We start from the raw sequence: 20,700 nt of genomic DNA, 5'->3' as shown, positions 1-20,700 counted from the left end.
TCCTTCTCGGGTCGACCCCACGTTAGGGGGCGGCATCCGCTCCCCCGGGCGCGTCGGGCGAGACTGACAGCATTTCGGTCCTCCGAAGCCCGAAAAGACGCGGATGCCACGGGCTCCGTGCCAGCATTTCGGGGCCGCGAAACCGTCCCCCGCGGCGGGTCAGGACCGCACGCGCTTGCGCAGCACCTCGATGCGCGCCTGGAGCTGCGCGACGGTGGCGTGCGACACGGCGGGGCCTCCGCAGATGCGTCGCAGCTCGGCGTGCACGAGACCGTGCGCCTCGCCGGTCTGGCGGGCGTAGAGCCCGACGAGGCTGTTCAGCAGCTGGCGCTGCTCTTTGAGCGTTCGGTGCAGCGGCTGTGGCAGGCCGCCCTCGTCGACGCTCGGCGGCTCCTGGCCGCTCTCCTTCTCTTTGGCCTCACGCGTGGAGCGGTGCCGGGACTGCCGCGTTGCCCGCGACATGAGCACCTCGTGCACCTGTTCGGGTTCGAGCAGACCCGGGATGCCGAGGAACTCTTCTTCCTCCACGGTTCCGGGCACCGCGAGCTGGCCGAACTCCTGTCCGTCGAAGAGCACGCGGTCGAAGTGGGCGAGTGAGCCGAGAGCCTGGTACTCGAACTCCTGCTCGAGCGCGTCGGAGGCTTTGTCCTCGCGCTCGGCGGCATCCATCATGTCTTCTTCGGCGTTCCACTGATCCTCGGCGTCGCTGTCGCGATCGAGGGCGTGGTCGCGCTGAGCCTCCATCTCGCCCGCGAGGGCGAGCAGCGGCGGGACGTTGGGGAGGAACACGCTGGCGGTCTCACCGCGGCGCCGGGCGCGCACGAAACGGCCGATCGCCTGGGCGAAGAACAGCGGCGTCGAGGCGCTCGTGGCGTACACGCCGACGGCAAGGCGCGGGACGTCCACGCCCTCGGACACCATGCGGACGGCGACCATCCAGCGGCTCGTGCCCTTCGAGAACGTCTCGATCCGGCCCGAGGCCTCGGCTTCGTCGGAGAGGACGACCGTGACCTTCTCGCCGCTGATGTCTTCGAGGATCGTGGCGTAGGCGCGCGCCGCGGTCTGATCGGTCGCGATGACCAGACCCCCGGCATCGGGGACCGTCTCGCGCACCTCGGTGAGCCGCCGGTCGGCGGAGCGGAGGACCGCGGGGATCCAGTCGCCGTTGGGGTCGAGCGCGGTTCGCCAGGCCTGGGAGGTGATGTCTTTGGTGTTGTCCTGCCCGAGCTGGGCCTCCATCTCTTCGCCGGCCTTGGTGCGCCACCGCATCTGCCCGGCGTAGACGAGGAAGAAGACCGGACGCACGACCCCGTCGTCAAGGGCGCGGCGGTAGCCGTACGCGTAGTCGGTGCGCGAGAGGCGGATGCCTTTGTCGTTCGGGTGGTACTCCACGAACGGGATGGGGGCGGTGTCGCTGCGGAACGGCGTGCCCGAGAGCAGTAGGCGCCGAGTCGCGCGGCCGTACGCCTCGCGCAGGGCATCACCCCAGCTGAGCGCGTCGCCGCCGTGGTGCACCTCATCGAGGATCACTAGGGTTCTGGCATCCATCGTCAGGCGCTGGTGCACCTCGGCCTTGACCGCGACCTGGGCATAGGTGACCGCGACGCCGTGGTACTGCCGCGAGGGCGTGGCGTGCCGGTTGGAGAAGAAGGGGTCGAGACGGATGCCCACGCGAGCGGCGGCCTCGGCCCACTGGGTCTTGAGGTGCTCGGTGGGGGCCACGACGACGATGCGGTCGACGACCCGGCGGCGCATGAGCTCGCTCGCCAGACGCAGAGCGAAGGTCGTCTTTCCGGCGCCAGGGGTGGCGGCGGCGAGGAAGTCGCGCGGGCCCTTCCCCTCGCCGTCGGGTCCGTCGAGGCCGAAGTACTGGTCGAGCGCCTCGGCCTGCCACGCGCGCAGGCGCTGCGCGGTTCCCCACGGGGCGCGCTGCGGGAATGACGGCGACAGGTGCTCGGCGGCGAAGCTTCCGAAGTGGGGCTCGGTGCCGTCGGAATCGCGGGGCTCGACATCGAACGGCGGCGTGCCGTCGGGCGTGTCGGAGAGGGGCGAAGTGCCGGTGTCGTCTTGCAGCATCGAACCTCCATCCCTCGCGAGCGCGAACATCAACGATAGGTCACCGGGCCGGGCCACGGCGCCGCACTGTGGAGCGTTCCCCCGCCCCACCGGCGCCGCGGTGGGGACGGTTCCGCCACCCCACCAGCGCCGGGGTAGGGACGGTTCCGCCTCCCCACCAGCGATAAACGCGATTCACGCCCAGACACGGCGCGCCACCGCGTTTCTCGGCGTGGATGCCGTTTATCGACGGGGAGGGGACCGGTCGCGGCGCCGCCCCCGCAGCACGCGCGCGCGCACCCCCGCCGGACGGCGCCCTTGCCCTGTCGGAGCCCCGCGTTAGCCTGGGAGCGGAGGTTTCGATGACACTCGACCCGCACTCGCCCGGCGTCCCGTCCGCGTCCGACAACCCCGGCCCGCACCCCTGGCGCCGGTTCGTCGCCCTCGGCGACTCGTTCACCGAAGGCATCGGCGACCCTCTGCCCGACGGTGGTCACCGCGGCTGGGCCGACCGCGTCGCCGAAGTGCTGGCCGCCCAGGTCGGCGACTTCGCCTACGCCAACCTCGCCGTGCGCGGCAGGCTCATCGGTCAGATCGTGGCCGAGCAGATCGAGCCCGCCCTGGCGCTCAAGCCCGACCTGGTCACCTTCTCGGCCGGCGGCAACGACGTCATCCGCCCCAAGTCCGATCCCGACGCCGTCGCCCAGCAGTTCGAAGATGCGGTGGTCCGACTGAGCAGCGGCGGCGCCACGGTCGTGGTCTTCACCGGCATCGACACGGAGTTCACGCCCGTCTTCCGCGGCATCCGGGGCAAGGTCGCGATCTACAACGAGAACATCCGCTCGATCGCCGACCGCTACGACTGCATCGTGGCGAACCAGTGGGGCCTCAAAGAAGTGCAAGACATGCGCTTCTTCGATGACGACCGTCTGCACTACAACTCCCTCGGGCACCACGAGGTCGCGCGCATGGTGCTGCGCGCGCTGAACGTCCCCAACGACCTTCAGCCCATGCAGCCCGAGGCGCTGAAGGCGACGACGTGGCGCGCCGCGCGCGAGAAAGACCTCGTGTGGGCACGCGAGTACCTGGTGCCCTGGGTGCTTCGACGCCTGCGTCACCAGTCCTCGGGCGATCACATCCTCCCCAAGCGACCCGATCCGCTGCCCGTGGTGACCCTCGCCCCGGGGCAGGATGCCACGGCCCCCCGCGGGACGCAGGTCTGAGGCCCCGGTCGCCGACGCCACGCGTCTCAGCGCAGCGCGCGCCCCAACTCCCAGAGCGCCACGGCGCTCGCCGCGGCGACGTTGAGGGAGTCCACTCCCCCGGCCATCGGGATCGTCACGACCGTGTCGGCCGCGGCGAGCGCCCCGCGGCTCAGACCGTCGCCCTCGGCGCCCATGAGCAGGGCGACACGCTCGTGCCCGGCGGCGGCGAAGGAGTCGAGCGTCACGGCGTCGTCGGCGAGCGCGAGGGCCGCGAGGTGGAGCCCCGCGTCATGCAGCAGCGGCTTCGCCTCGGGCCACTCCGGCAGCCGCGTCCACGGCACCTGGAACACCGTGCCCATGCTCACCCGGACGCTCCGCCGGTACAGCGGATCGGCGCAGCGCGGGGTCACGAGCACCGCGTCGGCCCCGAGCGCGGCGGCCGAGCGGAACGCGGCTCCCACGTTGGTGTGATCGACGATGTCTTCGAGGATCACGACGAGCCGCGCGCCCGCGACCACGTCGGCGACCGGGGCCAGGACGGGTCGGTGCATGGATGCCAGAAGCCCCCGGTGCACGGTGTACCCGGTGACCTGCTCGGCGATCGCGGCGGAAACGACGTAGATCTCGGCATCCTCGCCCACGAGTGCGAGGGCGTCGGCGAGGAACTTCTCCTGCACGAGCACGGAACGCGGACGGTGCCCGGCGCGGAGCGCGCGGTCGAGCACCTTCGCCGACTCAGCGATGTAGAGACCGCCCGCGGGCTCGCTGACGCGCCGCAGGGACACGTCGGTGAGGTCGCGGTAGTCGGCCAGGCGCGGGTCGTCGGCGGAGTCGAGCGGGAGGACGGGCATCGTCCCACTCTGCCAGGCGCGGCCGGGAGCGTGCCCGCCCGCCGAACCGACGCGCCCGGCCTCACGCCACGTGCAGCACGCGCCCTCCCGCGACCACGAGCACGCGCTCGGGCTGGCGCACGAGGGCGTCCATCGGGTTCTCGGCATCCATGAGCACGACGTCGGCCCGGGCGCCCTCGACGAGGTCGTGAGTTTCGCGCCCCACGGCCCACCCCGCGGCGCTGGTCGCGAGCCGCACGACCCGCAGCAGATCGTCATCGCGCACGAGACCCCCGGCGCGGGCGTACTGCGCCGCGGTGCCGAGGGTGTCACCGGTGCCGTAGGGGCTCCACAGGTCACGGATGCCGTCGGTTCCAAGCCCCAACCGGACGCCGGCCGCGTCGAGTTCGGCCAACGGCAGCTGCGGCAGGCGCAGCGGTGCGACCGTGGTCATGCTGACGCCCGCCTCCCCCATCGCGGCGAGCAGATCGCGGCGGTGCGCGGGATCGAGCTGCGCGACGGCGAACCCGTGGGCGATGTTCACGCGTCCCCGGAGGCCGAGGCGCACCGTGCGGTCCACGATGAGCTCGATCTGGAACGCGCCCAGGTCGGCGGGGTCGTGCAGGTGAATGTCGACCCCCGTGCCCGTGTCGGCCGCCACGCCGAGCACGGCCTCGATCTGTCCCACCGGGTCGCGGTCGATCGTCGCCGGGTCGAGGCCGCCGATCCACCGGACGCTGTCGCGGCCGGCCGCCTCCCGCAGTAACTCGAGCACCCCGGGCCGGCGCAGCACGCCGTCTTGCGGGAACGCCACGATCTGTACGTCGAGCGCACCCCCGTACGCCGCGGCGGCGCCTTCGACGGCGTCGATACCGCGCAGCCCGATCTCCGGGTCGACGTCGACGTGCGTGCGGATCGCGGTCGTGCCGTGGCGAACCAGTTCGCGCAGCACCGCGGCCGCGCGAACAGCGGACGGGATGCCGAGCGCGTCGCGCTGAGCGCGCTCGTGCCGGATGTGACCCTCGACGGAGGCATCACCGCCGGACGACTGCCACGGCAGGCCCCACCACGATTTGTCGACGTGGGCGTGCGCGTTGACGATGCCCGGGAGGGCGAGCAGGCCGCGTCCGTCGAACTCCCGCACGCCGACGGGATGGGCGGCGGCGGGGCCGATGCGGGAGATGCGTCCGCCCTCGATGTCGATGTCGACGGGGTCGCCTCCCCAGGGGCGCACGCGCCGCAGCGCGGTGATCTCGAGCGAGGGCACGGGGGGTGTGGAGCGCATCGCCTCATTATCCGTCGCCCACCCGCGCACGCCACGGGCTCGACAGGGCCCGCTCGTCGTGCGCGCGCGGGCGAGGGTGTCCGCCGCCGGTCCTAGACTCGACCCGACGGAGGTGTGCATGACCGACACGACGAAGGATGCCGAGACCCTGGCATCCATCGATCACGCCGTCGAGGTGCTGGCCGGGCGCCGTCTAGCGGTCCTCACGGGTGCGGGGGTGTCCACCGATTCGGGAATCCCCGATTACCGCGGGAAGGGGGCACCGACCCGCACGCCGATGACGGCGCAGCAGTTCCTCACCAGCGCGGACGCGCGCCGCCGCTACTGGGTCGGCAGCCACCTCGGGTGGAGAGTGTTCGCCGCCGCCGAGCCCAACGACGGCCATCGCGCGCTCGCCGCGCTCGAGAGCGCGGGGATCGCGAACGGCGTGGTCACGCAGAACGTCGACGGCTTGCACGTGCGCGCCGGGAGCCATCGCGTCGTCGAGCTGCACGGCACGATGCGCCGCGTGGGCTGCCTGCACTGCGGCCAGGTGTTCGACCGCCGCGATCTCGCCGCGCGCGTCGAGGCCGACAACCCCTGGATCACCCTCCCCGAGAACGTCGAGCTCGGGCCCGATGGCGACGTGGCGCCCGCATCGGCCGACGGGTTCATCGTGCCGGTGTGCTCTGTGTGCGGGGGCACGCTCAAGCCCGACGTGGTCTTCTTCGGCGAGTACATCCCCGTCGAGAAGTTCCGCGAGGCCGAGCAGCTCGTGCACACGAGCGAGGCCCTCGTGATCGCCGGGTCGTCGCTCGTGGTCAACTCCGGCATCCGCCTGGTGGAGCGGGCGCGCCGACGCCGCTTGCCGGTCGTGATCATCAATCGCGGCGCCACCCGGGCCGACCAGCGTGCTGCGGTGAAGATCGACGGTGGCACCACCGACGTCCTCCGGGCGTTCGCCGAGCGACTGCCGCTCCTGGCGTGACGCCCGCAGGACTCCCCCGGGGAGCGCGGGCTAGGCTCGACTCGTGACGATCCTTACCCTCGTGCGCCACGGCGAAACCGACTGGAATGCCGGCGGACGCATTCAGGGCTCGACCGACATCCCCCTCAACGACACCGGGCGCGCTCAGGCCCGCGAGGTGGCCGCGCGCCTGGCCGCGGACGCCGTCGGGAGGGAGGTGCGCGTCGTGTCGAGCGACCTCTCCCGTGCCGCCGAAACCGCCGACGTGATCGCCGACGCGATCGGCATCACGGTCGCGCGGAGGATGCCGGGACTCCGCGAGCGCTCCTACGGTGACGCCGAGGGCATGGATGCCACGACCTTCGCCGAGGCCTATGGCCCGTGGCACGCCGCCGCCGTGCCGGGTGCCGAGGCGTGGCCCGAGGTGCGGACACGAGCGCTCGCCGCGATCGCCGAGGTCATTGCCGAGACCCCCGCGGATGTCGATGTCATCGCGGTGGCGCACGGAGCCCTCATCCGCGAGGTCATCATGCACGCCACCGACGGCGCGTTCCCCCGCGTCGGCGAACGGCTGCCCAACTGTTCCGCGACGGTCTTCCGCCTCGACGGCGAGGCGTGGGAGATGCTCGCGTACGCCGGCGTCGCGAGCTGAGAGATTCTCCGCCCGCTCACACCGAGTCACACGACCGCATCAGCACCGTCCGCGTCGCCGTCGCCACGACCTCGTCGTTCTGCGACCGGCCGGTGTGCGCCAACACGACGACGCCCTGCCCCGGGCGCGAGACCGACGGACGCACCGAGATCACCTCGGTCTCGGCCGTCAGGGTGTCACCGACGAACAGCGGAGCGGGAAAGCTGACGTCGGTCAGTCCGAGTTGCGCGACGAGGGTCCCCTGCGTCAGCTGCGCAACCGAAAGTCCGACGAGCGTCGAGAGGGTCCACATCGCGTTCACCACGGGCCGGCCGAAGGGCTGCGTCGCCGCATAGTCGGCATCCAGGTGCAAGGCCTGCGCGTTCATCGTCAGGGTCGTGAACAGCACGTTGTCGGCGTCGGTCACCGTGCGCCCCGGTCGGTGGGCGTACCGCTCACCCACGACGAATTCCTCCACATACAAGCCGCGCTGCTCGATCATGCGGTAACCGTACTCCCCGGGGAGCTCCGAGACCCGGGATATCGACCTCGAGGGGCGGGCCAGGAATTTCCCGGTGACCGACGCGGGCCCTGCTCGCGAACGGACAGGGCAGGGCGCTCAAGAGCAGTGGTACAGAGAAAGCAATGTGCGCATCGCTCCCCCGCGACTCCTGCTACTGTTTCGCATCATGACCAAGCTCGACGCGGTCGACCTCGACCTCCTCCGCGCCCTGTCCCGCGATCCGCGTGCCACCGTCGTCGCGCTCGCGGAGAAGCTCGGCCTCTCGCGCAACACCGTGCAGGCGCGCATGGGCCGCCTGGAGAAGAACGGGGCGTTCCTGTCGTACGAGCGCACGCTCTCGGCCGAGGCGCTGGGCTTCCCGATCGAGGCGTTCCTGCAGGTCACCGTGCGCCAGGCCGAACTCCCCGCGATCCGCGAGGCGCTCGCCCAGGTCCCCGAGGTGCTGCAGGCGCACGGCATGAGCGGCCCGGTCGACCTGCTCGTGCGGGTGGCGTGCCGCGATACCCAGCACCTGTTCGACACCGATGCGCGCATCCTGTCCATCGAGGGCGTCGAACGTACCGAGACCTCGCTCGTGATGGGCGAGGTGATCGGCTACCGGGTGGGTCCGCTCATGGATCTGCTCCGGCGCGTCGACTGACCCCGCGCCACCGATCACGTCAGGGCGCGGGCACCACCGGGATGCTCGCGGTCTCGGTGCGCGGTTCCACCGGCCCCGTGGCATCCAGACGCACGAGCACGACGCCGGCGAGCACGAGCGCCCCACCGACGAACTGCACCGGTGCCGGCGTCTCGCCCAGCAGCAGCCACGCGAAGCCGAGCGCGAAGAGCACCTCGCTGAGCCCGACGAACGACGCCAGCCGCGAGCCGATGAGCGGCACGGCGATGACCCCGAGCGCGTACCCCAGCGTCGTCGCGACGCCACCGACCCACAGCAGGGGCAGGATGCCGGGAACCTCCATCCCCAGCAGCGACACCGTGATCGAGGGGGCGGCGAAGGGCAGGATGCCGGTGAGCACGAGGATCCCCATGAGGAGCGTCCCCGTCAGCAGGCCGCCGGCAGCGAGGGCGAGGGGCGGGAGGTCATCGCCCGCGCGTGCGGCGATGACGAAGTAGGCCGCCGCGCACACCGCGGCGCACAGGGCGAAGACCGTGCCGAGCAGATCGAAGCGGGCGCCACTGATGTCGACCACGAGCACGAGACCGACCATCGCCACGACCGAGCCCACGAGCACGAGCGCCGATGGCGCGCGGCGCGTCCGCGCCCACACCGCGATCACGAGCAGCACGGGGGCGATGTACTGAATGAGCAGGGCGACGGCGACCGGCATCCGCTGCATCGCGGCGAAGTAGAAGAGCTGGCAGCCCGCCACCGCGGTGAGACCGAACGCGACGATGAGCAGTCCGTGACGCCGGAGGAAGCGCGGCTGGCGACGCATCGCCCGAACGAGCGCGGGCGAGAGCACCAGAGTGGCGAGCCCCATGCGCACCAGCAGCACCGCGCCGAGCGACCAGCCGCCGTCGAGGAGCGGCTTGACGAACGGGCCGCTGGAGGAGAACGCCAGGGCCGACGCCAGCGCGATCACGAGACCCGTGGCGGCGCCGGAGCCGCGGCGCGTGGGCCGCGGGAGGGTGACGGAGGAAGTGGTCATGCGATTCCGATGTCAGGGGTGAAATGCGTTTACACTCGTGACAGTAGAGCCTCCGACTGTCAGGAGTCAACATGGTCTTCATCCGTGACACCGAGCTCGTCCTCCGCGCCACGGTCGAGCTGGTCAACACCCTCCCCGAGACCGACACGAGCGGTGTCGACTCTCTGGTCGACCTCGATCAACTCGAGGCCTTCACGGAGCGCCACGGCTACACCGGCTCGCGCACGCACGACGCCCGGGAGCTGGCGGCGGTCCGCGGCATCCGAGGTCGTCTGTGGGATCTGTGGCGCGTCGATCGCGACGCCGCCGTGCCGCTGGTCAACGCCATGCTCGCCGATGGTCGCGCGCTCCCCCAGCTCGCGCGCCACGACGACATGGACTGGCACATCCACGCCAGCGACCCCGACGAGCCCCTCGCCCGCCGGATGCTCGTCGAGGCCGCGCTCGCGTTCGTCGACGTCATCCGCGCCGACGAATATGCGCGGGTGCGGGTGTGCGACGCCGACGACTGCGACGGCGTGTACATCGACTTCTCGAAGAACGGCTCGAAGCGCTACTGCGATGCGGGCAACTGCGGCAACCGCATGAACGTCAACGCGTATCGCCGGCGGAGGGCCCGCGCAGGAAGCGAGTGATCGCGGATGCCGCCGCGGCCGGCGTCTCGTAGTGGATGAGGTGCCCCACGTCGGGGATCTCCACGAGCTCGGCGCGCGGGAAGAGCGTCGCGAGGTGCCGCTCGGCCTCGATGGGCGTGATGTCGTCTTTCTGGGCCGCGACCAGCAGGGTCGGCTGGGCGATCCGCGGCGCGAACTCACGCACGTCGTGCGACACGCTCGTGACGAACGCCTCGTGCAGCACATCGCGGTCGGCGAAGCGCGAGAAATAGGTGTCGTGCTGCTCGTGCACGAAGCGGCGCAGGCCCGGGTCGCGTGTCTTGGCCATCGCGGCGCTCATGACCCGCACGATGACACCGTTGCGCAGCAGGGCATCGCCGAGCGGGCGGGGAAGCCGCGCGCCGGCGAGGTAGTAGAAGACGGCGAGTCGGGTGAGCACGCCGCGCGGGCCCTCGAGGGCCGGAGCGCCGATCGGGTTGACCAGGATCAGCTTCGGCGTCGCAAGGCCCTGCGCGACGGCCGCGGCCGACACGATCGACCCGAACGAGTGCCCAAGCACCACCGCACCCGGCGCGACGGACTCGACGAACGCCCGCAACCACGCGGCATACCCGTCGAGATCGTGGGCGCGCCCCGGGAGGGGGGCCGTCTCACCGAAGCCCGGCAGGTCGGGCGAGATCACCCGGATGCCACGCAGGTGCGCCACGACCGGCTCGAGGCCGTGGTGCTCACCGCGGAACCCGTGCACCGCGACGATCGTCGTCTCGGCGGCCTCCTCGCCGTAGGTCCAGTACGCCGTCGTGCCGCCGAGGATCTCGGCCGTGCGCCGCTGGACCGGGATCTCGGCGAGCAGCGCGGCGTAGGGGTTCGGCATCCGTCGAGTCTACGAGAGGGGCGCGGATCGCGGCTTCGGGGGGCTTTCGGAGGGCGCTACCGGGAGAGCCTCCGCGGCCGTGTCGGAGCCCCGTTCTAGCATGTGCGCATGACCCTGTGGCAGGCCGAGCCGCTCCCGCTCTTTCAGATCCCCGAGTGGGCACGCGTGGTCGGGGTGTTCGACCTCGAGACCACCGGGGTCGACGTCGTGAACGATCGCATCGTCACCGCCCACGTCGGGGTCCTCGACGCCGACGGCCGCGTCGTCGACGCGCGCGACTGGCTCGCCGACCCCGGGGTCGAGATCCCCGCGGGCGCGGCCTCGATCCATGGCGTCACCACCGAGCGCGCGCGTTCCGAGGGCGCGCCCGCCCGCGCGGTCGTCGCCGAGGTGGTCGACGCGCTGCGCGCACTGTTCGCGGCCGGCATTCCGGTCGTGGCCTACAACGCCCCGTTCGACTTCTCGATGCTCAAGCACGAGGCGCGGCGTCATGGCATCCCTCCCATCGAGGCCCCCTCGCCGGTCATCGACCCACTGGTAGTCGACAAGACCTACGACCGGTACCGCCGCGGAAAGCGCACGCTCACCGATGTCGCGGCGCACTACGCCGTTCCGCTCGACGCGGCGCACGAAGCCTGCGCCGACGCGGTCGCCGCGGGGCGCCTGGCTCTCGCGCTCGCCGAGAGATTCGGCTCGGTGCTGCCGGCCACCGCCGTCGAACTCCACACGAGCCAGATCGCGTGGGCACGCGCGCAGGCGGCGAGCCTGACGGAGTACTTCGTCGCGATCGGGCGGCTGGATGCCACGGCTCCCCCGCTCGATGGCGCCTGGCCGATCCGCTGAACGTGCCCGCCCTCCTGCCCGTCCGGCTCCCCCGCCGGGGCGATGTCGGAACCCCTCGTTAGTGTTCGAACATGGGAATCACGGCACCGCTGAACGACCGGTCGCAACCGGCCGATCCGTGGCGCGGGGTGCCGTGGCCCACCGACGACGAGACACAGACAGAGGCCGACACCGCGTGGGCGGTCGAGCTCGGCCTGCTCGACGGCGGTGAGACGGAGCAGGCTGAGGACAGCCCCGCGGCCTCCTCTCTCGACGCTCTCCTCGATGACCTCGAGAACCGAGCCGCCGAACACCATCGGGCGACGGCCGCCGAGTACGGCCTCATCCAGCGTGTGCTGCGCGATGCGGCGTTCGATCCGATCCCGTGGGTCGGTCCCGATCCGACGCTCGATCTCGCCTGGTCGGATGTGCGCGGGCGCACGGTCGCCGCGGTACGGCGAGACCGCCGCGACATGGCCGAGCGCGCGGCCGTCGCCGAGATCGCGGTGCGCCTCAGACTCTCGGAGCAGACCGTGCGCGCACGGGCATCTCATGCCGAGGTTCTCCAGTCCCGGTGTCCACGCCTGTGGCGCGACTTCACGGCCGGGTGGGTCTCCGAGCGTCACGCGGTCGAGACCGCCCGTCTCGCCGCGTCGCTTCCCGACGAGCCGCGTTCTTGGGCGTTGTTCGATGAGGGAGCCCGCGAACGTGCCCTCCGTCTGACCCCCGCGCGGTTCGCCGTCTCGGCGCGCGCCCTGCGCGAGAGGGTGCACGCCGAGTCGCTCGAAGTGCGGCACCGCCGTGCCGCGCGAGACCGGGGCGTCTGGCTCACGCCGGAGCTCGACGGCATGGCCACGCTGACCGCCCTTCTTCCCGCCGATCGCGCCCATGCCGCCATGGCACAGGTCGATCGCGCCGCCCGGCACCTGCGCACCGCGCCCGACGAGGAGCGCACGCTCGCCGAGCTCCGGGCCGATGTGTTCGCCGACCTGCTCACGGCCGATGTGGTCGCGGCCGGCCGCGGAGCACGGCGTGCCCCGGAAGACACTGCCGGATCCGACAGCGGCCGCGCGGGTGCGTCAGGAGGGTCGGCCGCAGGTGCAATCCCCGACCCCCGGCGCGGGCGCGCAACCGTCGTCATCACCGTCCCCGCCCTGACTCTTCTCGGCGCCGGCACCGAGCCCGCCACCCTCGACGGCTACGGCCCGATCGACCTCGACACCGCTCGGCGCCTGGCGGGCGAGGCATCCTCGTGGATCCGAGTGCTCACCCACCCCGTCACGGGTGTGCCGGTTGCACTCGATCGGTCGACCTACCGCGTTCCCGCCGCGCTGCGGCGCTGGCTCGGCGTCACCTCCCCGACGTGCGTGTTTCCCGGGTGCGGTCGTCCCGCGCGGGAGTGCGACCTCGACCACCTCAGGGCGTGGAGCGAGGGCGGGGGCACCGATGACGAGAACCTCGAACCCGAGTGCCGCCACCACCATCGCATCCGGCATGAGACGCTCTGGCGCCCCTCTCGAGATTCCGACGGCGGCGACCTCCGCTGGATCTCTCCCCTGGGCACCGAAGTCGGGGCCGATCCGCCACCGTTCTAGATGTACTCGGTCGGCACGTTGGTGACACTCGGATAGGGAGAAGGCCTCCACGATTGGTGGTGTCTAACGTCACCGAAGTGGAGGCCTTCTCTTGGTCCACCGTAATGCGCGGCTCACTGTCATGGGCCGTCTGATTCTCGTGCGCCGGGTCCTCGCCGGCCGACCTGTTTCACATGTCGCGAAGGAGATGGGCGTCTCGCGACAGTGTGCCCATCGCTGGCTTGTCCGCTACCGTGCGGCGGGCGAGGCGGGACTGTCGGATCGGTCCTCGCGTCCCATCTCGTCGCCGACGGCGACTCCCGTGGCGACAGCGGCCGCCGTTGTCGAGCTGCGCTCGCGGGAGCGGCTCGGGCGCGACGATATCGCCCGCCGTTGCGGTGTCAGCCCGCGCACAGCCTCCCGGTTGATCGCGAGGGCGGGCCTTCCGGCGTTGCATGAGCTGGACCCGGTCACGGGGATCGCGTTGCGCGCATCGCGGCGCACCCAGATCCGTTACGAGCGCGCCACCCCGGGGGATCTGATCCACATCGACGTCAAGAAGCTCGGCCGCATCCCCGCCGGTGGCGGCTGGCGCTCCCAGGGTCCTGACTTCATCGATCACAACCACGGCAGGGACCGCCGGGTGAAGCTCGGGTTCGACTACGTCCACGTCGCCGTCGACGACCACTCCCGACTCGCGTTCGCGCAGATCCTCCCCGATGAGAAGGGCACCACCTGCGCGGCGTTCCTCCCCGCCGCGGCGGAGTTCTACGCCCGCCACGGCATCCGGATCCGCGAGGTCATGACCGACAACGCCAAGAACTACACGGTTTCGGCCACGTTCCAGGGGCAATTGGCCGCACTCGGCGCGAAACACATCACGACCAGGCCGCACTGTCCCTGGCAGAACGGCAAGGCTGAACGCTTCAACCGCACCATGCAGGACTACTGGGCCTACCGCGCCCCCTACGTCTCTAACCAGCATCGCGCTGAAGCGCTCGCACCCTGGCTCGAGCACTACAACTACGATCGACCACACACCGCCTGCGGCGGCCGACCTCCGATCAGCCGACTGTCACCAACCTCATGACCGAGTACATCTAGAACGACGACACGGCTGAGGCTCCTACGATTGCGAGGTGGAGTTTTTCGCCGCGCCTGTCCTGAGCAATGATCGCGTGCGCCTGGAACCGCTGAGCGAGACACACCACGACGACCTCGTCGACGCCGTCCGGGCCAAGGATCTCTGGAAGACCTGGTACACCGACGTCCCGTCCCCCGACGCGATGTCCGCGGCGATCGAGAAGCGTCGCTCCGCTCACGCGGACGGCTCGCTCGTCCCCTGGGCCGTCATCGACACCGCCTCCGGCCGCGCCGTGGGCATGACGACGTATCTGAACATCGACCCGGCGAATCGACGTCTCGAGATCGGTTCGACGTGGCTCGGCGTCGACGCGCAGCGCACCGGAATCAACACCGCATCCAAGCTCCTGCTCCTGAGCCGCGCATTCGATGCGCTGGGGTGCGGCGCGGTCGAATTCCGCACCCACTGGCACAACCGGCAGTCGCGCGCCGCCATCGAGAGGCTCGGTGCGAAGCAGGATGGAGTGCTGCGCAACCACCGCATTCTCGCCAACGGCACCGTTCGCGACACGGTGATCTATTCGATCATCGACGCCGAATGGCCGGCCGTGAAGTGCGGGCTCCACGCGCGTCTCAACCGCACTCCTCTACGCTGACCGCGCACGCCCTGCCGCACGCGCACACAAGAAAACCCCCCGTCCCGAAAGACGAGGGGTTTTCGAAGAACCGGTGCGGATCAACGACCGCCAAAGTTCTTGAAGCGCTGGTTGAACTTCTCGACGCGACCGGCGGAGTCCATGATGCGCTGCTTACCCGTGTAGAAGGGGTGCGAGGCCGACGAGATTTCGACGTCGATGACGGGGTACTCCACGCCATCGAGCTCAATCTTCTTGTCGCTGCTCACCGTCGAACGGGTGAGGAAGGTCTCGCCCGAGCCGAGGTCGCGGAACACGACGGCGCGGTAGTCCGGGTGGAGGTCAGTCTTCATGGGAGGTCCTTTGAGAAGTGGTGCCCTGGATTCTGCCAGGACGGTCAAAGTCTGCGGCACCGGAGGCGCCAAAGGACGAGTCTACCAGGCGAACGGCGGGAGCACGACTCAGGACGATGCGCGCGCCGCGTAGCGGCCGGCATCCTGGGTCAGCGTGATGTCGACACCGAACGTCGTCGAGAGGTTCTCGGCCGTGAGCGCCTCGCCGAGCGGGCCGGATGCCACGATCTCGCCGTCGCGCAAGAGCAGGACGTGCGTGAAGCCGACGGGGATCTCCTCGACGTGGTGGGTCACCATGACCATCGCCGGGGTCGTCGGCGCCTGGGCGTACCCCGACAGCAGCGACAGCAACTCCTCGCGCGCCCCGAGGTCGAGGCTCGCGGTCGGCTCGTCGAGCAGGAGCAGCTCGGGGTCGGTCATGACCGACCGCGCGATCTGCACACGCTTCTGCTCACCGTCGGACAGCGTGCCGAACGTCCGGTCGGCGAGGTGGTCGAGACGCCACTCGGCCAGCACGCGCAGCGCGCGACGCTCGTCGATGTCGTCATAGTCCTCGCGCCAGCGACCCACGACCGAATAGGCGGCGGTGAGCACGACGTCGAGCACGGTCTCCTCGGGCGGGACGCGCCGGGCCATCGCCGACGACGCGAATCCGATGCGCGGACGCAATTCGAACACGTCGGTGCGTCCCAGCTGCTCACCGAGGATCGTCACCGAACCCGAGGTCGGGTGCAGAAGAGTGTCGGCGAGCTGGAGCACCGTGGTCTTCCCCGCACCGTTGGGCCCGAGAACGACCCAGCGTTCATCGTCCGAGACGGACCAGTCGAGGTGGGACACGATGTCCCGGGCGTTCCGGCGGACGACGACGTCGGAGAACTCCAGAACCTGCGGCATGCCCCCAGCCTAACGGCCGTCGGCGAGGAACACGGGCACCTACCGGTCGGCTCCGGCGACCTCCGCGTACAGCGCCGCGGTGGTCTGGGCGATCGCCGTCCAGCTGAAGTCGTCGATGGCGCGCTGGCGCCCGGCCTGGCCGTACTGCGCCGCGCGCGTGGCATCCGTCACGACCTCGGTGAGGACGCGAGCGAGGTCGTCGACGAAACGCTCGGGGTCGACGGGCGTGCCGGTTCCGTCCTGCACCTGCTCGATCGGCACGAGGCGCCCGGTGACACCGTCGACGACGACCTCGGGGATGCCGCCGGTCGCGGTACCCACCACCGCGGCACCGCACGCCATCGCCTCGAGGTTGACGATGCCGAGAGGCTCGTACACCGACGGGCACACGAACGTCGTGGCCGACGTGAGGATCGCGCACAGCTCGCGACGGGGCAGCAGCCGGTCGATCCACACCACTCCGTCGCGCGTGGCCTGGAGCCCGCGCACGAGCTCTTCCACCTCGGCGAGGATCTGCGGGGTGTCAGGGGCGCCGGCGCACAGCACGAGCTGCACCTCGGGCGGCAACTGCTCGGCCGCGCGCAGCAGGTACGGCAGACCCTTCTGCCGCGTGATGCGCCCGACGAAGACGACCGACGGCCGTTCGGGATCGATCCCGAACGACTCCAGCAGGGCGGGATCGTCGACCGGATGCCACGCCTCGGTGTCGATGCCGTTGTAAATGACGCGCACCTTGGCCGGATCCAGCGACGGGTAGCTGCGCAAAATGTCCGCGCGCATCCCCTCGCTCACGGCGACAACGGCCGCCGCGCCCTCGTAGGCGGTCTTCTCGATGTAACTCGACACGGCGTAGCCGCCCCCGAGCTGCTCGGCCTTCCAGGGGCGCAGCGGCTCCAGGCTGTGCGCGGTCACGACGTGCGGGATGCCGTGCAGGAGCGCCGCGAGATGTCCGGCGAAGTTCGCGTACCAGGTGTGCGAGTGCACGACATCGGCGCCGGCGACGTCGGAGACGATCTCGAGATCGGTGCCGAGAGTCTGGATCGCGCCGTTGGCGGAGGCGAGCTCTACGGGAACCGCGTACGAGGTGGTGTCCACCTCGTCACGCGACGCTCCGAAGGCCCGCACCTGGACCTCGGTGCCCTCCGCGCGCAGCGCGCGCACGAGCTCCGTCGCGTGAACCCCGGCCCCCCCGTAGATCTCCGGCGGGTACTCCTTGGTGACGACATCGACGCGCATGGAACGAACCGTAGTACAGGCAAAGGCGCGCCGCGCACGTGTTCCCGCATCCGCATCCGACCTTTAGTGTGGTGCCATGCCTGCAGCGCCGAAGGTCTTCGGAATCATCCTCGCCGGCGGCGAGGGAAAACGACTCATGCCCCTGACGGCCGACCGCGCGAAACCGGCCGTTCCCTTCGGCGGCCAGTACCGCCTGATCGACTTCGCCATCTCGAACCTCATCAACTCGGGTCTGCGCCAGCTCGTCGTCCTGACGCAGTACAAGTCGCACAGCCTCGACCGCCACATCTCGCAGACGTGGCGCATGTCTCCCATGCTCGGTGCGTACGTGGCATCCGTTCCCGCTCAGCAGCGGCTCGGCAAGCGGTGGTTCTCGGGATCGGCTGACGCGATCCTGCAGAGCATGAACCTCATCCGCGACGAGAAGCCCGACATCGTCGTCGTCATCGGCGCCGATCACGTCTACCGCATGGACTTCGCGCAGATGCTCGAGGCGCACATCGCCTCCGACGCGCGAGCCACGGTCGCCGGCATCCGTCAGCCGATCTCGCTCGCGAACCAGTTCGGCGTGATCGACACCGACCCCGACGACCCGACGAAGATCCGCGCCTTCCTCGAGAAGCCCCAGAACCCGACGGGGTTGGCCGACGCGCCGCACGAGGTGCTCGCCTCCATGGGCAACTACATTTTCGACACCGACGCCCTCGTCGAGGCCGTCACGCACGACGGCGAGCTGCCGACCTCCGCTCACGACATGGGCGGCGACATCGTGCCCTACTTCGTCAACCGCGGCGAGGCGGCCGTCTACGACTTCCAGCGCAACGACGTTCCCGGGTCGACGCCGCGCGACCGCTCGTACTGGCGCGACGTGGGCACGATCGAATCGTTCTACGACGCCCACATGGACCTGATCTCGACCCTGCCGATCTTCAACCTCTACAACACCGACTGGCCGATCTACTCGCAGACCTTCAACGCACCGCCGGCGAAGTTCGTGCGCGACTCTGTCGGCCGCATCGGCAACGCGATCGACTCGATCGTGTCGCTCGGCTCGGTGCTGTCGGGAACGCATCTCGAACGCAGCGTCGTGGGCCCCTGGGCTCTCGCGGGCGGCGGGTCCACGATCACGGACTCCGTGCTCTTCGACGGCGTGCAGGTGGGCGCGGGCGCGCGCATCCACCGCGCGATCCTCGACAAGAACGTGACCCTCGCCCCGGGCGCCACCATCGGCGTCGACCGCGACCGCGACATCGCACGCGGCTTCACGGTGACCGAGACCGGCATCACGGTCGTCGGGAAAGACGTGCGCGTCGACGCCTGACCCGAATGCCAGAAAGGGCGGTGACCGCGATGGTCACCGCCCTTTCGGCATCCGGAATCAGACCCCGACGCGCGCGAAGGCGTCGCGACTGATCCCTTGAGCGAGCACGGCCTTCGACCACTCGCGCGCGGTGTGCAGGCTGTGGTCGCGGTAGTTGCCGCAGCTGAAGGCGTCGGTGCCGGGCACGTCGTCCCACTCCACGTCTTCGGCGATGGCGCGGAGCGACTCGGTGACCGCCACCACGACGTCGCCGAGGTCGGGCTCGCCCCACATGATGAGGTGGAAGCCGGTGCGGCAGCCGAACGGAGAGATGTCGATGACCCCGTCGATGCGGTCGCGCAGCAGGCTCGCGAGCAGGTGCTCGATCGTGTGGATGCCGGCGGTGGGGATCTCGCCCTCGTTGGGCTGCACGAGGCGCACGTCGAAGTTGGAGATGACGTCGCCGCGCGGGCCCGACTCGGTGCCGATCAGGCGGATGTACGGGGCGAGGACGGCGGTGTGGTCGAGCGTGAAGCTCTCGACGTCGGCCATGGGGTTCCTTTCGACACGCGGCACGGGCTTTCGAGCCTACGCGCGAGCGGGCGGGCGAGCGCCGCGTGCGTCCCCGCGTGACGCGCTAGGGTCGAGGCCGTGCCCGCGCCTGCTCGTTTCCTCGTCGTGCTCGATGCCGACTCCACCCTGATCCGCAACGAAGTGATCGAACTCCTCGCCGACGAGGCCGGCCGCGGGGCCGAGGTCGCCGCCGCCACCGAAGCGGCCATGCGGGGCGAGGTCGACTTCGCCACGAGCCTGCGCTCGCGCGTCGAGGCGCTCGCTGGGGTTCCCGTCGCCGCCTTCGAAAGAGCCATCGCGCGAATCGAACCGACGCCGGGCGTACGCGAACTCATCGACGCGGTGCACGCGCGCGGCGGGCAGGTCGGTGTCGTCTCGGGCGGATTCCACGAGGTGCTCGACACCGTGGCCCCCGACCTCGGCGTCGACGTGTGGCGCGCCAATCGCCTCGTCGTCGCCGACGGCGTCCTCACCGGCGCGGTCGACGGACCGATCGTGGATGCCACGGCGAAAGCCGACACCCTGCGCGAGTGGGCGGCCGCCCACGGCGTGCCGCTGACCCTGACGTTCGCGATCGGCGACGGCGCGAACGACCTGCGCATGATGGAGGCCGCCGGCCTCGGGATCGCGTTCAACGCCAAGCCCGCCGTGCGCGCGCAGGCCGACGTGGTGATCGGCCGCGTCGACCTGGCCGAGGTCATCGCCCTCCTGCCGCGCTGACAGTCGCGGGGGCGGCCGCGTCGACAGGGCCGAGGCACGGCATCCGTGTCTCTGTCACGAGAACAGGCGATGCGGCGGAACAGGCCGCTATCCGCAGAATCGGCCTGTTTCGGGCGCAAGCCCTGTTGTCGTCGCGGCTCTGAGGCGCGCGGTCCCGCACCCGTCCGCGGCGGCGGTGGCCGATGTCGGAGGCCCGGCCTATCGTGTCGCCATGGACGTCATCCTGGTTCCCGGCCTCTGGCTCACGGCATCGTCGTGGGATGCCGTGCTGCCCACGCTTGTCGCGGCGGGTCACCGCCCGCACCCCCTCACGCTGCCCGACGACCCGGGCGCGCGTATCGATGACTGGGTCGATGCGGTGGTGCGGCAGATCGATGCCCTCGACTCCCCCGTCGTGTTGGGGGGGCATTCCGGCGGCGGCAACGTCGTGTGGGGTGCGGCCGACCGACGTCCCGAGCGCGTGGCGCGCGTCGTGTTCGTCGACACGATGCCGACCCCGCCGGGCGGGATGATCTCCACGTTCCCCGTCGTCGACGGTGTCGTACCCTTCCCCGGGTGGGAGTTCTTCGACGAGCCCGACGTAGCCGACCTCGACGAGGCGACGCGCGAGCGCACCGCGTCCGACACCGTCGCCGTGCCGGCGCAGGTGCCCACCGACCGCCTCACACTCGCCGACGCGCGGCGTTACGGCATCCCCGTGACGATCCTGTCCGGACGTCTCGATACCGAGAGCCTCCCCGCGGTGCTCGCCGAGTGGGGCGAGTGGGCCGAGGAGTTCGAGCGTATCCGCGAAACCGAAGTGGTGCACCTGAACTCGGGCCACTGGCCGCAGTTCTCACAGCCCGCGGCGTTCGGCGAACACCTCCGGCGCTCCGTGCGCTGACGGTGGGGGCCG

At 70.7% G+C, this 20,700-nt stretch carries 22 protein-coding genes; 12 read left to right on the top strand and 10 right to left on the bottom strand.

All coding sequences use genetic code 11. The features are described from left to right. Positions 1–159: 159 nt before the first annotated feature. The gene (locus tag ACU6WY_RS06410; RefSeq protein ID WP_483821616.1) at positions 160–2,076 is read right to left on the bottom strand and encodes a DEAD/DEAH box helicase; all 1,917 of its coding nucleotides are present in this window, start codon (positions 2,074–2,076) and stop codon (positions 160–162) included. Positions 2,077–2,417: 341 nt separating this feature from the next. Here ACU6WY_RS06410 and ACU6WY_RS06405 point away from each other — a divergent pair, with 341 nt between their 5' ends. Beyond that, positions 2,418–3,278 carry an SGNH/GDSL hydrolase family protein gene (locus tag ACU6WY_RS06405; protein WP_483821615.1) on the top strand — a complete coding sequence of 287 codons (861 nt, stop codon included), beginning with the start codon at positions 2,418–2,420 and terminating at the stop codon, positions 3,276–3,278. A 26-nt stretch (positions 3,279–3,304) separates the two neighbouring features. Here ACU6WY_RS06405 and ACU6WY_RS06400 read toward each other — a convergent pair whose 3' ends face one another. Beyond that, positions 3,305–4,111: a TrmH family RNA methyltransferase gene (locus ACU6WY_RS06400; protein ID WP_483821614.1), complete on the bottom strand. Its 807-nt coding sequence runs from the start codon at positions 4,109–4,111 to the stop codon at positions 3,305–3,307. 61 nt (positions 4,112–4,172) lie between these two features. Further along, positions 4,173–5,375, bottom strand: a complete 1,203-nt coding sequence (locus ACU6WY_RS06395) for an amidohydrolase family protein (RefSeq protein WP_483821613.1) — start codon at positions 5,373–5,375, stop codon at positions 4,173–4,175. Between the two features lie 118 nt (positions 5,376–5,493). Here ACU6WY_RS06395 and ACU6WY_RS06390 point away from each other — a divergent pair, with 118 nt between their 5' ends. Then, on the top strand, positions 5,494–6,342 hold the full coding sequence (locus tag ACU6WY_RS06390; RefSeq protein ID WP_483821612.1) for a Sir2 family NAD-dependent protein deacetylase: 849 nt from the start codon (positions 5,494–5,496) through the stop codon (positions 6,340–6,342). A gap of 43 nt (positions 6,343–6,385) precedes the next feature. Beyond that, positions 6,386–6,973, top strand: a complete 588-nt coding sequence (locus ACU6WY_RS06385) for a histidine phosphatase family protein (protein WP_483821611.1) — start codon at positions 6,386–6,388, stop codon at positions 6,971–6,973. A gap of 16 nt (positions 6,974–6,989) precedes the next feature. Here the strand turns inward: ACU6WY_RS06385 and ACU6WY_RS06380 are convergent, their stop codons facing one another. Next, entirely contained in the window at positions 6,990–7,454 is a 465-nt protein-coding gene (locus tag ACU6WY_RS06380; protein WP_483821610.1) for a MaoC family dehydratase, read from the bottom strand. A gap of 187 nt (positions 7,455–7,641) precedes the next feature. On the opposite strand from ACU6WY_RS06380, the gene ACU6WY_RS06375 reads away from it, so the two are divergent. Beyond that, complete coding sequence (locus ACU6WY_RS06375; protein ID WP_483821609.1) at positions 7,642–8,115, top strand: Lrp/AsnC family transcriptional regulator; 474 nt, start codon at positions 7,642–7,644, stop codon at positions 8,113–8,115. A gap of 19 nt (positions 8,116–8,134) precedes the next feature. Here ACU6WY_RS06375 and ACU6WY_RS06370 read toward each other — a convergent pair whose 3' ends face one another. Continuing rightward, positions 8,135–9,127, bottom strand: coding sequence for an EamA family transporter (locus ACU6WY_RS06370; protein ID WP_483821608.1), 993 nt, complete (start codon positions 9,125–9,127; stop codon positions 8,135–8,137). Between the two features lie 71 nt (positions 9,128–9,198). Here ACU6WY_RS06370 and ACU6WY_RS06365 point away from each other — a divergent pair, with 71 nt between their 5' ends. Then, positions 9,199–9,762: a CGNR zinc finger domain-containing protein gene (locus tag ACU6WY_RS06365; protein ID WP_483821607.1), complete on the top strand. Its 564-nt coding sequence runs from the start codon at positions 9,199–9,201 to the stop codon at positions 9,760–9,762. Here the strand turns inward: ACU6WY_RS06365 and ACU6WY_RS06360 are convergent. Next, entirely contained in the window at positions 9,719–10,615 is an 897-nt protein-coding gene (locus ACU6WY_RS06360; RefSeq protein ID WP_483821606.1) for an alpha/beta fold hydrolase, read from the bottom strand. The genes ACU6WY_RS06365 and ACU6WY_RS06360 overlap by 44 nt on opposite strands. Before the next feature lie 108 nt (positions 10,616–10,723). On the opposite strand from ACU6WY_RS06360, the gene ACU6WY_RS06355 reads away from it, so the two are divergent. The 4 genes from ACU6WY_RS06355 (at position 10,724) to ACU6WY_RS06340 (ending at position 14,750) form a co-directional block, all read left to right on the top strand. Then, positions 10,724–11,458, top strand: a complete 735-nt coding sequence (locus ACU6WY_RS06355) for an exonuclease domain-containing protein (protein ID WP_483821605.1) — start codon at positions 10,724–10,726, stop codon at positions 11,456–11,458. A gap of 71 nt (positions 11,459–11,529) precedes the next feature. Next, the gene (locus tag ACU6WY_RS06350; protein WP_483821604.1) at positions 11,530–13,032 is read left to right on the top strand and encodes an HNH endonuclease signature motif containing protein; all 1,503 of its coding nucleotides are present in this window, start codon (positions 11,530–11,532) and stop codon (positions 13,030–13,032) included. A gap of 121 nt (positions 13,033–13,153) precedes the next feature. After that, positions 13,154–14,101 (top strand): IS481 family transposase, encoded by a 948-nt coding sequence (locus tag ACU6WY_RS06345; RefSeq protein WP_483819342.1) that lies wholly within the window; start codon positions 13,154–13,156, stop codon positions 14,099–14,101. 49 nt (positions 14,102–14,150) lie between these two features. Continuing rightward, the gene (locus ACU6WY_RS06340) at positions 14,151–14,750 is read left to right on the top strand and encodes a GNAT family N-acetyltransferase (protein WP_483821603.1); all 600 of its coding nucleotides are present in this window, start codon (positions 14,151–14,153) and stop codon (positions 14,748–14,750) included. A gap of 80 nt (positions 14,751–14,830) precedes the next feature. Here ACU6WY_RS06340 and ACU6WY_RS06335 read toward each other — a convergent pair whose 3' ends face one another. From ACU6WY_RS06335 to glgA, 3 genes are all read right to left on the bottom strand, one after another. Next, positions 14,831–15,082 (bottom strand): type B 50S ribosomal protein L31, encoded by a 252-nt coding sequence (locus tag ACU6WY_RS06335; protein ID WP_483821602.1) that lies wholly within the window; start codon positions 15,080–15,082, stop codon positions 14,831–14,833. A 108-nt stretch (positions 15,083–15,190) separates the two neighbouring features. Beyond that, on the bottom strand, positions 15,191–15,976 hold the full coding sequence (locus tag ACU6WY_RS06330) for an ABC transporter ATP-binding protein (RefSeq protein ID WP_483821601.1): 786 nt from the start codon (positions 15,974–15,976) through the stop codon (positions 15,191–15,193). A gap of 39 nt (positions 15,977–16,015) precedes the next feature. Next, the gene (gene glgA, locus ACU6WY_RS06325) at positions 16,016–17,212 is read right to left on the bottom strand and encodes a glycogen synthase (protein WP_483821600.1); all 1,197 of its coding nucleotides are present in this window, start codon (positions 17,210–17,212) and stop codon (positions 16,016–16,018) included. A gap of 76 nt (positions 17,213–17,288) precedes the next feature. Between glgA and glgC the strand changes: the two genes are divergently transcribed. Beyond that, the gene (gene glgC, locus ACU6WY_RS06320) at positions 17,289–18,533 is read left to right on the top strand and encodes a glucose-1-phosphate adenylyltransferase (RefSeq protein WP_483821599.1); all 1,245 of its coding nucleotides are present in this window, start codon (positions 17,289–17,291) and stop codon (positions 18,531–18,533) included. 57 nt (positions 18,534–18,590) lie between these two features. Here glgC and ACU6WY_RS06315 read toward each other — a convergent pair whose 3' ends face one another. Continuing rightward, positions 18,591–19,064: an S-ribosylhomocysteine lyase gene (locus ACU6WY_RS06315; RefSeq protein ID WP_483821598.1), complete on the bottom strand. Its 474-nt coding sequence runs from the start codon at positions 19,062–19,064 to the stop codon at positions 18,591–18,593. A gap of 99 nt (positions 19,065–19,163) precedes the next feature. Between ACU6WY_RS06315 and serB the strand changes: the two genes are divergently transcribed. Further along, a complete protein-coding gene (gene serB / locus ACU6WY_RS06310; protein ID WP_483821597.1) occupies positions 19,164–19,805 on the top strand; it encodes a phosphoserine phosphatase SerB in 642 nt (213 codons plus the stop codon). A 211-nt stretch (positions 19,806–20,016) separates the two neighbouring features. After that, entirely contained in the window at positions 20,017–20,688 is a 672-nt protein-coding gene (locus ACU6WY_RS06305; protein ID WP_483821596.1) for an alpha/beta fold hydrolase, read from the top strand. Positions 20,689–20,700 lie beyond the last annotated feature (12 nt).

Source organism: Microbacterium sp. ZW3a (assembly GCF_057167165.1).
Note: the sequence above shows the minus strand (reverse complement) of the source record. Positions and strands in the feature narration are given on the sequence as shown.

Coding starts and splice junctions, on each gene's coding strand:
- ACU6WY_RS06410 (WP_483821616.1), bottom strand. CDS start 2,076: ATGCTGCAAGACGACACCGGCACTTCGCCCCTCTCCGACACGCCCGAC.
- ACU6WY_RS06405 (WP_483821615.1), top strand. CDS start 2,418: ATGACACTCGACCCGCACTCGCCCGGCGTCCCGTCCGCGTCCGACAAC.
- ACU6WY_RS06400 (WP_483821614.1), bottom strand. CDS start 4,111: ATGCCCGTCCTCCCGCTCGACTCCGCCGACGACCCGCGCCTGGCCGAC.
- ACU6WY_RS06395 (WP_483821613.1), bottom strand. CDS start 5,375: ATGCGCTCCACACCCCCCGTGCCCTCGCTCGAGATCACCGCGCTGCGG.
- ACU6WY_RS06390 (WP_483821612.1), top strand. CDS start 5,494: ATGACCGACACGACGAAGGATGCCGAGACCCTGGCATCCATCGATCAC.
- ACU6WY_RS06380 (WP_483821610.1), bottom strand. CDS start 7,454: ATGATCGAGCAGCGCGGCTTGTATGTGGAGGAATTCGTCGTGGGTGAG.
- ACU6WY_RS06375 (WP_483821609.1), top strand. CDS start 7,642: ATGACCAAGCTCGACGCGGTCGACCTCGACCTCCTCCGCGCCCTGTCC.
- ACU6WY_RS06370 (WP_483821608.1), bottom strand. CDS start 9,127: ATGACCACTTCCTCCGTCACCCTCCCGCGGCCCACGCGCCGCGGCTCC.
- ACU6WY_RS06365 (WP_483821607.1), top strand. CDS start 9,199: ATGGTCTTCATCCGTGACACCGAGCTCGTCCTCCGCGCCACGGTCGAG.
- ACU6WY_RS06360 (WP_483821606.1), bottom strand. CDS start 10,615: ATGCCGAACCCCTACGCCGCGCTGCTCGCCGAGATCCCGGTCCAGCGG.
- ACU6WY_RS06355 (WP_483821605.1), top strand. CDS start 10,724: ATGACCCTGTGGCAGGCCGAGCCGCTCCCGCTCTTTCAGATCCCCGAG.
- ACU6WY_RS06350 (WP_483821604.1), top strand. CDS start 11,530: ATGGGAATCACGGCACCGCTGAACGACCGGTCGCAACCGGCCGATCCG.
- ACU6WY_RS06345 (WP_483819342.1), top strand. CDS start 13,154: ATGGGCCGTCTGATTCTCGTGCGCCGGGTCCTCGCCGGCCGACCTGTT.
- ACU6WY_RS06335 (WP_483821602.1), bottom strand. CDS start 15,082: ATGAAGACTGACCTCCACCCGGACTACCGCGCCGTCGTGTTCCGCGAC.
- ACU6WY_RS06330 (WP_483821601.1), bottom strand. CDS start 15,976: ATGCCGCAGGTTCTGGAGTTCTCCGACGTCGTCGTCCGCCGGAACGCC.
- glgA (WP_483821600.1), bottom strand. CDS start 17,212: ATGCGCGTCGATGTCGTCACCAAGGAGTACCCGCCGGAGATCTACGGG.
- glgC (WP_483821599.1), top strand. CDS start 17,289: ATGCCTGCAGCGCCGAAGGTCTTCGGAATCATCCTCGCCGGCGGCGAG.
- ACU6WY_RS06315 (WP_483821598.1), bottom strand. CDS start 19,064: ATGGCCGACGTCGAGAGCTTCACGCTCGACCACACCGCCGTCCTCGCC.
- ACU6WY_RS06305 (WP_483821596.1), top strand. CDS start 20,017: ATGGACGTCATCCTGGTTCCCGGCCTCTGGCTCACGGCATCGTCGTGG.